Annotated in this window: 12 protein-coding genes and 1 tRNA gene; 5 read left to right on the plus strand and 8 right to left on the minus strand. The window is 65.9% G+C overall.

From position 1 onward, the window contains the following. Positions 1 to 43 precede the first annotated feature (43 nt). The 3 genes from L1892_RS15660 to trhO form a co-directional block, all read right to left on the minus strand. On the minus strand, positions 44 to 1,159 hold the full coding sequence (locus tag L1892_RS15660) for an N-acetylmuramoyl-L-alanine amidase family protein (protein ID WP_372475115.1): 1,116 nt from the start codon (positions 1,157 to 1,159) through the stop codon (positions 44 to 46). A 164-nt stretch (positions 1,160 to 1,323) separates the two neighbouring features. After that, the gene (locus L1892_RS15665) at positions 1,324 to 2,382 is read right to left on the minus strand and encodes a CobW family GTP-binding protein (RefSeq protein ID WP_235724541.1); all 1,059 of its coding nucleotides are present in this window, start codon (positions 2,380 to 2,382) and stop codon (positions 1,324 to 1,326) included. Beyond that, the gene (gene trhO / locus L1892_RS15670) at positions 2,379 to 3,263 is read right to left on the minus strand and encodes an oxygen-dependent tRNA uridine(34) hydroxylase TrhO (RefSeq protein WP_235724542.1); all 885 of its coding nucleotides are present in this window, start codon (positions 3,261 to 3,263) and stop codon (positions 2,379 to 2,381) included. Before trhO ends, L1892_RS15665 begins: the two co-directional genes overlap by 4 nt. 1,018 nt (positions 3,264 to 4,281) lie before the next feature. Here trhO and L1892_RS15675 point away from each other — a divergent pair. Together L1892_RS15675 and ykgO are read left to right on the plus strand one after the other, a co-directional pair. Continuing rightward, positions 4,282 to 4,620, plus strand: a complete 339-nt coding sequence (locus L1892_RS15675) for a histone-like nucleoid-structuring protein Lsr2 (RefSeq protein WP_235724543.1) — start codon at positions 4,282 to 4,284, stop codon at positions 4,618 to 4,620. A gap of 130 nt (positions 4,621 to 4,750) precedes the next feature. Continuing rightward, positions 4,751 to 4,873 (plus strand): type B 50S ribosomal protein L36, encoded by a 123-nt coding sequence (ykgO, locus tag L1892_RS15680; RefSeq protein WP_235724544.1) that lies wholly within the window; start codon positions 4,751 to 4,753, stop codon positions 4,871 to 4,873. Between the two features lie 12 nt (positions 4,874 to 4,885). Here ykgO and L1892_RS15685 read toward each other — a convergent pair whose 3' ends face one another. Beyond that, the gene (locus L1892_RS15685) at positions 4,886 to 5,842 is read right to left on the minus strand and encodes a glycine betaine ABC transporter substrate-binding protein (RefSeq protein ID WP_235724545.1); all 957 of its coding nucleotides are present in this window, start codon (positions 5,840 to 5,842) and stop codon (positions 4,886 to 4,888) included. A gap of 177 nt (positions 5,843 to 6,019) precedes the next feature. Between L1892_RS15685 and L1892_RS15690 the strand changes: the two genes are divergently transcribed. Next, entirely contained in the window at positions 6,020 to 6,397 is a 378-nt protein-coding gene (locus L1892_RS15690) for a VOC family protein (RefSeq protein WP_235724546.1), read from the plus strand. Between the two features lie 9 nt (positions 6,398 to 6,406). Here the strand turns inward: L1892_RS15690 and L1892_RS15695 are convergent, their stop codons facing one another. Further along, complete coding sequence (locus tag L1892_RS15695; RefSeq protein WP_235724547.1) at positions 6,407 to 8,269, minus strand: multicopper oxidase family protein; 1,863 nt, start codon at positions 8,267 to 8,269, stop codon at positions 6,407 to 6,409. A gap of 141 nt (positions 8,270 to 8,410) precedes the next feature. Between L1892_RS15695 and L1892_RS15700 the strand changes: the two genes are divergently transcribed. Then, the gene (locus L1892_RS15700; RefSeq protein WP_235724548.1) at positions 8,411 to 9,019 is read left to right on the plus strand and encodes a TetR/AcrR family transcriptional regulator; all 609 of its coding nucleotides are present in this window, start codon (positions 8,411 to 8,413) and stop codon (positions 9,017 to 9,019) included. A 72-nt stretch (positions 9,020 to 9,091) separates the two neighbouring features. Here L1892_RS15700 and L1892_RS15705 read toward each other — a convergent pair whose 3' ends face one another. After that, positions 9,092 to 10,759, minus strand: a complete 1,668-nt coding sequence (locus L1892_RS15705) for an ABC-F family ATP-binding cassette domain-containing protein (protein WP_235724549.1) — start codon at positions 10,757 to 10,759, stop codon at positions 9,092 to 9,094. 117 nt (positions 10,760 to 10,876) lie between these two features. On the opposite strand from L1892_RS15705, the gene L1892_RS15710 reads away from it, so the two are divergent. Continuing rightward, positions 10,877 to 11,098 (plus strand): amphi-Trp domain-containing protein, encoded by a 222-nt coding sequence (locus L1892_RS15710; RefSeq protein ID WP_235724550.1) that lies wholly within the window; start codon positions 10,877 to 10,879, stop codon positions 11,096 to 11,098. Between the two features lie 113 nt (positions 11,099 to 11,211). On the opposite strand, the gene L1892_RS15715 is transcribed toward L1892_RS15710, so the two are convergent. Both L1892_RS15715 and L1892_RS15720 read right to left on the minus strand, forming a co-directional pair. Beyond that, positions 11,212 to 11,284 (minus strand) — tRNA-Ala (locus tag L1892_RS15715). Positions 11,285 to 11,389: 105 nt separating this feature from the next. Next, positions 11,390 to 12,139 (minus strand): DsbA family protein, encoded by a 750-nt coding sequence (locus L1892_RS15720; protein ID WP_235724621.1) that lies wholly within the window; start codon positions 12,137 to 12,139, stop codon positions 11,390 to 11,392. Positions 12,140 to 12,179 lie beyond the last annotated feature (40 nt).

Raw genomic sequence — 12,179 nt, forward strand, 5'->3', positions numbered from 1 at the left:
GCGCCGTCGCGGGTGGGACCTGCGAGGATCTGGGTGCGGGGCGTCAGCCGACCGGCAGATCGCCGTCGAAGAGGCCGTAGACGATCGTCAGCATCGCCTTGAGGACCTGCGCGGAGACGTCCTGTCCCTCGCCGAGCAGCAACTGCACCACCTCGGCGGGGTCCTCGGTGGCGAGCAACTGCTGCACGAACGGGATGACGATCTCCAGTCCCTGCTCGCCGTCGGTCGGCTCCGGGGTGGTGCTGGTCGGCGAGGCCGTGGCCCCGGGCGCAGCACCGGTCGCCGCCGGCGGATCGGCCGGTGTGGTGGCGGCGCCGCGCACATAGTTGAGGATGCCGTCGGTGATGGCCATCGCGTACTTGAGCTGGCCGTCCTTGCCCGACAGCGCCGCAGCCTCTTGGGGATTGGACAGATTGCCCATCTCGACGAAGACCGCGGGCACCTTGGTCAGGTTGACCGCCGCAATGTCCGACCGCGTCTGCAGGCCGTTGTCGACCCCGGCGTAGTTCGCGGCCGGGAAACCTGCCTTGACGAAGGCGTCACGCATGGTTTCCGACGCCTTGCGCCCTTCACCGCCCTGAACCCGGTTGACGGTGGCGTCCGGCACCGGCAGTGACGGCACGATCATGTGGAAGCCTTTTTTCGAGGCGTCCGCGCCGGCGGTGGTCGAGTCGGCGTGGAGACTGACCGCGACGGCCGCACCCGACCGACTCGCGGCATCAGCACGCTCGTCGATACAGCCGCCCCACCCGGTGTCGTCGGGCCGGCTCAGCACGACCCGCGCCCCCTGGCTCTCCAGACCAGCCTTGACGAGCTGCCCGATATCCCAGTTGACGGTGTGCTCTCGGGCGCCGTTCACCCCGGTGGCGCCGCTGGTCTGGCAGTCCTTCTTACCGCCCCTGCCGTCGGGCACCTGCGCGTTCAGGTCGTGTCCGGCAGCGCTGCCCTGGTGCCCCGGATCGAGGAAGACCGTTTTGCCGGCCAGCGCGTTGCCGGTCGGCGCGGGAGCAGGCGCTGCCGAAGCCACTGGGGTCGTCGCCGACACGGCGCCGGCGGTCAGTGCCAGCGCCGACATCGCGGCGACGACGAGTCGACGCCGACGACGCGGTGTGGCCCGCCGGACGGCGGTCGGGCGGGACGTGATCTCGGGGTATGTCATGCGTTGCTGGGTCATCGCTACATCGGGCGTCGGCCAGCCGAGACCGGGAACCGCCGCCACACTCCTTCCAAGACGCAACACTGGCCACATCAGTCACAGTTGTAACAAGTGAAACAGTCTGTCGTCCAGATGGGAAATCCGCGACCTGGGCTGACCGCAAACCGTTAGTGAGCTGTGACCAGGTGCCGGGTGACACTGAGGATGCCGTTGGGGTCGGGTTGCCCGTCGTCGACGAGTGCTTGCAGACGACGATCGACCAGGTCGGCGTCCATGTCGGTACCGATGGCGACCAGGGTCGACACCCTCGGCCGACCACCCCAGGTCTCGCGCTGCACGCGGACGAATCCGCCCACCGCGTGCACGACGAACCGCTGTCGGTGACCGGGAACGTCGAACGACACCACCCCTTTGATCCGGTAGCAGCCGGCCGGTGGTCGTTCCAGGAATTCGGCGAGCCGACGCGGCTGCAACGGCGCCTCGGAAGTGAACTCCACCGAGGTGAACGCGTCGTGAAGGTGTCCGTGCCGGCCAGCGTCGTCATGGGCACGTGGCTCGTGTGCACACTCGTCGAGCAATTCGTCGAGGGTCAGTTGCCGACTGCGCACCCGGTCGTCCTCGACGTCTCGCGGGAGCACGTCGAACAACGCGGTCGGGTCGATCCCGCCGTCGGTGGTCACCACCAGCGGTGCGGTGTCGTTGACAGCCCGTATGTCGGCCCGGATCCGGGTGAGTTCGTCGTCACCGACCAGGTCGGACTTGTTGACCACCACCAGGTCGGCGATCTCCACGTGCCGGTCGATCTCCGGATGCCGGGTGCGGAGCGAACTCCCGGAGGCGGCATCGACGAGATACACCAGTCCGCCATAACGCAGTCGCGGGTCGTCGAGTTCGGTCACCATCCGAACCAGCGTGCGGGGTTCTGCAATGCCACTGGCCTCGATCACGATCGCATCGATGGCTGCCCGCGGCCGTAGCAGCCGCGCCAACGCATCCTGCACACCGTCGGCATCGACGGCACAGCACATACACCCGTTCGACAGACTCACAGTGCTGTCGGCCTGACCCGCGATCAACATCGCGTCGACGTTGATCGACCCGAAATCGTTGACCAGTACCCCGATGCGAGCGCCGCCGGAGCTGCGCAGCAGGTGATTGAGCAGCGTGGTCTTACCCGAACCGAGAAAGCCCGCGACCACGATCACAGGCACCGTCGAGCGGGTCACGGGGCCGATCGCTCCACCGCGACGGTGCCCATCTCCTGTCGGCAATCGGCACACAGGACCGCGAGCTCTCGCCCCAGGATGTCGGGATAGTTCGCCACCTCGTTGGTCGGCGACGCACATCGCGCGCAGGTACCGACGATGGCGGCGTGCTCGGAGAACTCGACGGTCATCCGGCTGTCGAAGACGTAGAGGGAACCCTCCCAGAGGCCGTCGTCACCGAACTCCTCGCCGTAGCGCACGATGCCGCCGTCGAGCTGATAGACCTCGCGAAACCCACGCGCCCGCATCAATCCGCTGAGCACCTCACAGCGCACGCCACCGGTGCAGTAGGTGACGACGGGACGGTCCTTGAGGTGATCGAACCGCCCGCTGTCGAGCAAGGGGACGAAGTCGCGGGTCGTCTGGGCGTCAGTGACCACCGCACCGGAAAAGCGTCCGATCTCGGCCTCGATGCGATTTCGACCGTCGAAGAACACGACGTCCTCGCCACGTGCGGCCACCAGGTCGTGGACGTCGCGCGGGGACAAGCGCGCCCCACCGTCGACCACCCCGTCCTCGGCGGTCACCCTGACCTCCTCGGGCACACCGAAGGTGACGATCTCCGGCCGAACCCGGACGCTCAGACGGGGAAAGTCCTCGCCGGTGCCGTCGGACCATTTCATGTCCGCGGCAGCGAAGGCCGGATAGGAGCGGGTGGCCCTCACGTAGCGTTTGGCCTGCCTGATGTCGCCACCGACGGTGCCGTTGATGCCGTGAGGTGACACGATGATCCTGCCGCGCAGGCCGTGTTGCTCACACAGCGCCTGCTGCCAGAGACGAATCGCCTCCGGGTCGGCCAGCGGGGTGAATTGGTAGAACAACACGATCTTGGGGGTCGACACAATGCAAGGGTACGGACACCTGCGCCGCAGCTCGCTACAGCTGCCCGGCACCCTCGTTCTCGGCGCATTCATGCTTGCATCGGCCACCGGATGCGAAATCTCTGCCGACACCGGTCCGTCGGAGATCGTCTTGCCACCGACCGACGTGTTGTCGACCCAATCGGAAACCAGCATCGCGACCACAAGTGCCACGCCTCTTGTCGAGGACACCGCCGGCCCGCCGCTGCCCGATTGGACGATCGGTCGACTGATAGCCCTTGCGCCCCGCGTGGACAATGCCAAGTATCACCAAGGGTCCCAAACACCGGATTCCGCACTCGAGGACACTTCCGGCTTTCACTTCTCACCCCCGGACCGCAGTGTGAACTGCTCGACGATAGCCGCGGACACCGCGACGTTGGCGTGCCGACTGAACACAGAAATCCCGAACTCGGCCGCAGCGGTCACTCCTGACGGGTGCGACGGCGAGAACAACCTGATCGCTCTGACTTCACAAGGAACAGACCTGGCAGCCTGTTCCGACCGCAATCCGGTTCTCTACCGGAGCACAATTGTCGACTACGGTCACACGATTTCGATTTCGAGATTTTCCTGTCTCGTCGAGACCGCGGGCATGTTCTGCGTCGAGTCCCGCTCGGACAATGGATTCGCAGTCACTCCAACGGGTTTGACGGAAATCGAGGCGTCAGATCGAGCGCCTGCAGAACTTCTCGGTATACCCGAATCACGCGCCGGGTCCGCGTCGGCCACACCTGACACGGACGGTGATACACCGATGGACTCGACGACGTCGCCCCGCGTGGTCCCGACCCCCTGACCGCGCCGGTGGTAATGTCCGCAGCGATTATTCACATACATCTGAGAATGTGGGCGTTTCTCAGGGACCGCTTATTTTCTGACCGCTAGTATGTGACCATCGAAGAATTCGCAACAATGCTGCGCGGGACAGCCATCGGCACGTTGGTCATCCAATCCACCCGAGAACACATTGTCACGACGAGGAAAGACGGAGTTCACTATGGCGAAGAAAGAAATCGTCCAGGTCATCGACGACATCGACGGTAAGGTTCTCGAGGAGTACGAGACCGTGCGGTGGTCACTCGATGGAAAGACCTACGAATTCGACACATCGGCAAAGCACGCGGCACAGTTCCGTGATTCGCTGGCCAAATACATCTCGGTTTCCCGGGTCACCTCGGCAGCACGCGGCGTAAAACGTGCAGCTCCGGTGTCGGCCGGACGCAGCAAAGAGCAGACGAAGGCAATCCGTGATTGGGCAACCCAGAATGGATACGAGGTCAGCGATCGCGGCCGCATCCCGCTCAATGTCATCGAGGCTTTCGAAGCCGCGCACTGACTTATCCCGACCCGCACTACCGCCGGCGCCACCGATGGGGCGTCGGCGGTAGTGCGTTGGGGTCCGACTCGCCGCGAGCAGCACCACCCTCGGATTCTAAATGACAACGATTATCGTTTACGATAGAGCTATGAAGGTACGCAACTCAGTCCGATCCCTCAAGAAGCGCCCCGGGGCCCAGGTGGTCCGCCGACGGGGACGAGTGTTCGTCATCAACAAGAAGGAACCCCGGTTCAAGGCTCGCCAGGGCTGAGTCCGACGGTCCTCACCCCAAGGTCCCGCGGACGAGTCGATCGGCGAAGTCGGGGTGCGCGCCGAGCCATTCGACGACGGCGCCGTCGGGGTCGGACCGATCGTGACGTGCGACCATCAGGTACTCGAGATCGGCGAGTTCGGCATCCGACAGGATGAGATTGGCGAACATCTGCGCGGCCTTCGGTGCGGCGCCTGCGAATCCCTCCGTGGCGAAGCTCCAGATTCCCTCGGTGCCGCCCAACGCGCCCAGTGGATCATCGAGGTCGCGGATGTCGAACTCCGCGTAGGCCCAGTGCGGCCGCCAGAGCGTCACCGCTATGTTGCGTTCATCGACGATCGCCTGCTGCAGGGACCCGAGCATGTCCGCCGTCGAGGAACTGCGAAAGGTCAGATCGCCCAGACCGTATTCCGGGATGACCCGGTCGGTGACCAGCAATGTCTCACCGGCGCCTGGCTCGATGCCGACCAACGTGTCGTCGTAGGCATCGCTCAGGTCCTTCAGATCGGCAATCGACCGGGCCGGAGACGAACTGTTCACCGCGATGGTCAAGGTCGCGTCGTCGTACCAGCAGCCCAGCGATTCCAGCTGGGCTCCGTGTCGATTGACATAGGAACTATGCGTCGTGGGCAACCAGACGTCGGGGATGACGTCGATGTCCCCGTGTGCCGTCGCCGAGAACCCGGCCTGCACGTCCACTGTCTTCACCTGTACGCCGTAGCCGTTCGTCGCGAGGACATTTTTCATCAGGTAAGCGGCAGCGGCAGATTCGTCCCAACCGACGAACGCGCCGATGATGATGTCGCGATCCCCCACCGGCTCCGCAGTCGCATCGGCGATGCGGTCGGACACCGAGCACGACGAGAACCTGCTTGCCACATCGTCTTCCGGACCGCCACCGCATGCGGCCAAGGTCAACGTCGCGACCACCACACCCGCGACGGCTCGCCACCACCTTCGTCGCACCATCGCGTCCCAACTCGGGTCACCAGTGGCCGGAGCCGTCGGTATCCATGGGGCACTCCCGATGCTGAGTTGGCCTCGAATGCCAACGGTCACATGGTACCCCCGCAGCGAGACCCGCCGCTCCCGTCTCGCCGCAGGCAATCAGCTGCCCGCACCGCGCGTACGGCCTAACCTGAACCCATGATCACCGCCATGCACACGTTGATCTACTGCGATGACCCCGAGGCCGCACGCGCCTTCTTCCGCGATGTGCTCGGATTCCCCTACGCCGACACCGGCGGGGGCTGGTTGATCTTCCGGACCGGCCCCAGCGAGTTGGGCGCACATCCGAGCTCGTGGGAGTACCAGGGCACGACCGGCGGCACCGATCAACGTTTCGACGTCTCCTTCATGTGCGACGACCTCGTCACGACCATGGCCGATCTGACGGCGAAAGGCGCACAGTTCGTCGGCGAACCCGTCGACGAACCGTGGGGTGTGACCATCGGCGTCACGGTGCCCGGCGCAGGGCAGATCACGATCTACGAACCGAAGTACGATCCACCCGCCCTCGCGTGAGCGCGAACCTCACGACACCACTCGGTAGCGCAGCATCATGTCGTGGTCTTCGTGATCGAGGATGTGGCAGTGCCAGACATATCCCTGTAGGTCCTTGGTCACCATGCCGTGCACCGGCGTAGCTGCGGCGTGGCGGTGCTGTCCCGATGCGGATGGCGCCACCGCATGTCCACCCGACGGCCGGGTCCACGATTGTGTCGGATCGGAGGAGAAGATCGCGTCCGGATCGAACCCGAGCTCGTCGGCCGTCGGGAACCGCACGACAATCGAGGTGACGTGGCCACCGACGGCGTGCACCGTGTCCTTCCAGCCGGCCTCCCACGCGGCCGGACCGCGCATCGGTCCGGCGTAGAACGCGCTCGGATCCGGAGCCCAGCGAGTACCGATCGGAGGTTGCGGATTCGCGGCTTGATACGCGACAGTGCGCAACGGCCGACGCCCCAGGATGCGGAACATGACCAGGTGCAGATGAATCGGATGAGGGTCCGGGGTGATGTTGATGATGTCCCAGCGCTCCGTTGTGCCCGCGCGCGGCTTCTCGATCTGCGGATCGGCGTAGCGCAGATTGTTCAACGACATGATGGCCGGCGGGACGCGCAGCTCGTAGGGCTGCGAGACGCTGACGTGCCGGACCCGCTGTGGTGTCGCGATCGGCGGGATGCGGGCCGGTTGTCCCCGACCGCCGCGCAGCGTCGTCGGTACCGGCCGTCGGTCACCGCGGTCGGCGCCTGCTACGAACCGGCAGAACCGGGACATCACGACCTCACCGAGCATGGCCGCCTGAAACGGTGGTGCCAGGTCGTTGCACAGTTCCACCGTCTCCCCTGGCGCCAGCGAGCTGAAATCGACGAGCAGATCAAAACGCTCCGCCGGCGCCGCGGCGAATGAGCGAGTCCGAACCGGCGCATTGAGCAGACCGCCCTCGTTGCCGATCACCCAGAACGGCATGCGGTTGGAGAAGAACAGATTCCAGACCGAGAACGACGCCGCGTTGATCAGTCGGAACCGGTACAGCCCGCGATCGACCGTCATCGTCGGCCACACCTTGCCGTTCACCAGACCGCGGTCACCGACCGCGCCACCCTCCCACATACCCTGCGGCACAACCGGTGTCGAGCGCAATGACTGATGCCCGTCCACGCGGAAGATCTTCTCCTGCAGAATCAACGGGATCTCGTGTTCGCCGGCCGGCAGGCCCAGCGGATTGCCCGATGTCCCCGTGTCGTGGCCGTCGCGCAGTAAATACATCCCGGCCAGGCCGGCGTAGACGTTGGCACGCGTGATCGCCATCGCGTGGTCGTGATACCAGAGGTGCCCGGCTTCCTGGCGGTTGGGGAACTCGAACACTGCGGTGCCGTGGTGGGGCAGCATCAGGCGCTCCGGGTTACCGTCGAACTCCGGCGGAGTGACCCCGCCGTGCAGGTGCATCGAGGTGACGGGTTGGCCTCGATAGCGTTCGGTCACTCCGTGCAGCGAGGTGTCCAGATCCGCCGCGAAGATGTGTTCGGCGAGTTCGCTGCGATAGTGCACAGTGGTCTGCTCACCGACATGCGCCTCGACGGTGGGGCCCAGGTATGGCTCGTCGTTGTAGGCCATCGTCGGCACCCTCGGCTGATCCCGGTGGAATCTGGTGCTCGTGGTGCGCGCGACGATCTCGATCGGCTGCGTCGGCGATGAGGTGATGGTGCTCGGCACCGACATTTCGTCGACGTACTTGACCATCTCCGGCGAATGGAAGATGGTGGGCAGCTTGATCGGTGGCGCCGGATCGGCACCTGCCGGCCCGGCACCGACGCGCCCCACCAACACCCCCGAGGCAGCGGCCGACGCTGCCCCCCACAGGAATCGACGACGATTCATCCTCTGGCCCATTCGGTTCCCCCCTGCTCGGCCACGTCGAGACCGATGAACCATACCATCGGTATGGTTTGGCGCCATCCCGTGTCCGGTCCGCCCGGGCGTTGCCTCGGTCGCGACCATCACCCGCGTCGGTCTGAGAGAATCGACCGACCGATGACCAGCTCCCGCCGCACCAGACGTCTCAGCGCCACCGACTGGGTGGACGCTGCGTTGGCACTGGTCACCTCCGACGGTGCGCATGCGGTCACCATCGCCCGTCTGTGCACGACGCTGAAGGTCACGAAGGGCAGCTTCTACTGGCACTTCGACGACCTCGACGCACTGCGAGAGGCCATGGCGGTGCGCTGGCAGACAATGAACCGTCAACGCGTCGCCGACCTCGAAGCCTTGTCCGAGCTGCCGCCCGACGAGCGTCTCGCCGCGCTGTCGACGATGCTGGTCGGCGACGACCATCTGACGGTGGAGCGCGCCATCCGGAGTTGGGCGCGCAGCAACGACGAGGTCGCGCACACGGTTCGCAGCATCGACGAGGAAATCTTCGCCGCGGTCGATGCCACCCTGCGCGAACTCCAGCTGAGCCCGCGCCGAGCCCGCGTGTTGGCCGGGCTGCTGGTGTACGCCGGAATCGGTTACATCCACGGCCACGAGGGGCTCCCGCGCATTTCTGCGCAGGACGTGCAGCACACACTTCCCGGGCTGTTGTCGTTCACCGCCGGGCAGCCACCGACCGAGACAGACCCGGACGGCTCGCCGGATCACTGAGGCAACAATGCCGAGTTCCCCGCACAACTCGTGGTCCCGCACAGCGCGCATCCGTCGGCGGACGCAGCCGGCTCAGCGCTCGGTGACAACGCCTCCAGCGACATGCCACACGCGATTCGTACGCACTGTGGAGAGCATGCGCCGATCGTGGGTGACCAACAGCAGCGCCCCGTCGTACGACTCGAGCGCGGACTCCAACTGTTCGATTGCCGGGAGGTCGAGGTGGTTGGTGGGCTCGTCGAGCACCAGGACATTGGTGCCGCGGGCCTGAAGCAACGCCAGCGCCGCCCGGGTGCGCTCCCCCGGCGACACATCGTCCACGCTCCGCCCGACATGGTCGGCTCGCAGTCCGAACTTCGCCAGCAGCGTGCGGACCTCGGCCGAGGTGTACTCCGGCACGAGCTCGCCGAATCGATCGACGAGCGGTGCGGCGCCGGCGAATCGGCCCCGCGCCTGGTCGATCTCGCCGATCGCGACATTGGTGCCGAGCTGCGCGGTGCCCACGTCGGGGCCGATCACGCCGAGCAGCAGTCTCAGCAGGGTCGATTTGCCCGCGCCGTTGGGTCCCGTGATTCCGATGCGGTCGCCGGCATCGACTTGCAACGACACTGGCCCGAGCGTGAAATCGCCGTGTCTGACGACCGCATTGTTCAGCGTCGCCACCACTGAACTCGATCGGGGTGCGGCCCCGATCGTGAATTCGAGAACCCATTCCTTACGCGGCTCGACGACCTCCTCGAGACGTGCGATCCGACTCTCCATCTGCCGGACCTTCTGTGCCTGCTTCTCACTCGACTCGGTCGCCGCGCGGCGTCGGATCTTGTCGTTGTCGGGCGCCTTGCGTATCGCGTTCCGGGTGCCCTGGGAGGACCACTCACGTTGGGTCCTCGCGCGCGCCACCAGGTCCGCCTTCTTCTCGGCGTACTCCTCGTACTCCTCGCGCCGATGCCGCCGTGCGACCTCACGCTCTTCCAGGTAGCTCTCGTATCCGCCGCCGTAGACGGTGTTGGTGTGCTGTGCCAGATCGAGTTCGACGACCCGGGTCACGCTGCGCGCCAAGAATTCCCGATCGTGACTGACCAGCACCACCCCACCCCGCATGCCGCCGACCAGGTCCTCCAGCCTCGCGAGCCCGTCGAGATCGAGATCGTTGGTCGGTTCGTCGAGCAGGACGATGTCGAACCGTGAGCACAGCAGCGCGGCCAAGCCGACCCGGGCGGCCTGGCCACCCGACAGGACGTCCATCAGGACTGCGCCTGGTTCGACGGCGTCGACGTCGAGGCCCAGATCGGCCAGTACGCCGGGCAACCGGTCGTCGAGATCGGCGGCGCCGGTCGCGAGCCAGTGATCGAGTGCGGCGGCGTAGACGTCGGCTGGATCGTCGGGTCCGGATGATGCTGCCGGATCGTCGGCGAGCGCAGCCGCCGCGACGTCCATCGCCGCGGTGGCCGCGGCGCACCCGGTTCGGCGCGCGACGTACTGCGCGACGGTCTCCCCCGGGACGCGCTCATGCTCTTGCGGCAACCAGCCGACGAAGGCGTCGGCCGGTGATCTCGTCACCGAGCCCGCGAGGGGCGCCAGGTCGCCGGCCAGCACCCGTAGCAGCGTCGACTTGCCGGCGCCGTTGGCGCCGACGACCCCCACCACGTCACCCGGCGCGACCGTGAGATCGAGGTGGTCGAACAGTACGCGGTGGGCGTAGCCGCCGGAGAGATCCTTGGCGACGAGAGTGGCGGTCATGGGCACCATCGTCGCACTCGTCGTCGAACATCGAGACCCCGACGGGATCGGCTGCGAACGACTGAACAGTCGGTGAACCCCCTTGCCCTTGCCGTCCCGCTCGATTCGGATGGATGCATGAGCGACGAGTTGTTCGAACACGAGACCACGACCGAGATGACGCGCGAAGAAGCCGCACAACGTCTGCGCGACCTCGCCGATGCGATTTCGCGCCACAACGAGGTGTCCTACGTCGAGAACAACAAGACCGTGCGGGTCGACATCCCGCCGATGGTGCGGTTGACGGTCGAGATCGAGCGTGGCGACGAGTCCGAGATCGAAATCGAGATCTCTTGGTAGGTGTGACTGGCTGACCAACTCCGATCTGGCCACCGTCGGCGGCGCGGGTCGGGCACATAGGCCAAGACAGGGAGAAGCCCGCTTCGACGATGAAGCGGGCTTCTCCCTGTTTGTGGAGCTAAGGGGACTCGAACCCCTGACCCCCACACTGCCAGTGTGGTGCGCTACCAGCTGCGCCATAGCCCCGTCTTCTGTTGTTCACCCCGTTTCGAGGGCAAAGGCGAAATTACACCATCGCTCCGACTCCGACCAAATCGCCTGGACGGCTACCTGGGACCGGAGTCACCGACCTCAGCCCTGCTCGTTCAGCAGCTGGTCCAGCCAGCCCGTGCCGTCCATGATGCCGTTCACCGGCTCGCCGCCGGACAGCACCGTCGGCGTGGCCACCTGCCCGCCGGTGGCCTTCGCCAGCTGGTTCCGCGACTGTTCGGAGGCCTCCGTCGCCTCGGTCACCCTGGCGCCGTCCGCGACACACTGCTGGGTCTGTGGTGAGGCACCCTGCGCGCCCGCCAGCCGAGCCATGTCCGCGTTGCTGAGGTCGCTGTCCCCGCCTTCTTCCGGCTGATTGGTGAACAGCGCAGTGTGGAACTTCTCGAAGACTTCTTTGTCCTCTCCGGTGCCGACGCATTGGGCGGCCCCGGCGGCCCGCGTCGAGTAGTCGCCGGATGCCGACCTGTCGTCGAGGAAGGTGAGCATGTGGTACCGAACCCGCAGCGACCCGTTGTTGATCGCCTCGGTGATGGCGGTGCCCGACTGCTCCTCGAACTCCTGACAGACCGGGCACATGAAGTCCTCGAACACGTCGATCGTCTGCGGAGCCGAGGGCTCGCCGATGATCAGTGCGGCGTTCTCGCTGAGCACCGCCTCGTCGACGCCGCCGCCGTCGTCTTGACTGTTGTTCCACACCAAACCGCCGACGATGAGGGCCACGATGATCGCCACCGCCACCCCACCGAGGATGTACGTGGTGCGGCTCGACGTCGCGCTCGGCTGGTACTTCGAGTTCGCCGTCGAGGATTTCGGTTTGCGCTTGTCGCTCACCATGCCGACTCTAATGCGGCAGCGATAAGAGCTGTCTGAG

The sequence above is a fragment of the Gordonia tangerina genome (assembly GCF_021556435.1).
GTDB lineage: Bacteria > Actinomycetota > Actinomycetes > Mycobacteriales > Mycobacteriaceae > Gordonia > Gordonia tangerina.

Excerpts from the sequence above, each read along its gene's own strand:
- L1892_RS15660 (WP_372475115.1), bottom strand. The coding sequence starts at position 1,159 with ATGACATACCCCGAGATCACGTCCCGCCCGACCGCCGTCCGGCGGGCC.
- L1892_RS15675 (WP_235724543.1), top strand. The coding sequence starts at position 4,282 with ATGGCGAAGAAAGAAATCGTCCAGGTCATCGACGACATCGACGGTAAG.
- ykgO (WP_235724544.1), top strand. The coding sequence starts at position 4,751 with ATGAAGGTACGCAACTCAGTCCGATCCCTCAAGAAGCGCCCCGGGGCC.
- L1892_RS15685 (WP_235724545.1), bottom strand. The coding sequence starts at position 5,842 with ATGGTGCGACGAAGGTGGTGGCGAGCCGTCGCGGGTGTGGTGGTCGCG.
- L1892_RS15690 (WP_235724546.1), top strand. The coding sequence starts at position 6,020 with ATGATCACCGCCATGCACACGTTGATCTACTGCGATGACCCCGAGGCC.
- L1892_RS15695 (WP_235724547.1), bottom strand. The coding sequence starts at position 8,269 with ATGGGCCAGAGGATGAATCGTCGTCGATTCCTGTGGGGGGCAGCGTCG.
- L1892_RS15700 (WP_235724548.1), top strand. The coding sequence starts at position 8,411 with ATGACCAGCTCCCGCCGCACCAGACGTCTCAGCGCCACCGACTGGGTG.
- L1892_RS15705 (WP_235724549.1), bottom strand. The coding sequence starts at position 10,759 with ATGACCGCCACTCTCGTCGCCAAGGATCTCTCCGGCGGCTACGCCCAC.
- L1892_RS15710 (WP_235724550.1), top strand. The coding sequence starts at position 10,877 with ATGAGCGACGAGTTGTTCGAACACGAGACCACGACCGAGATGACGCGC.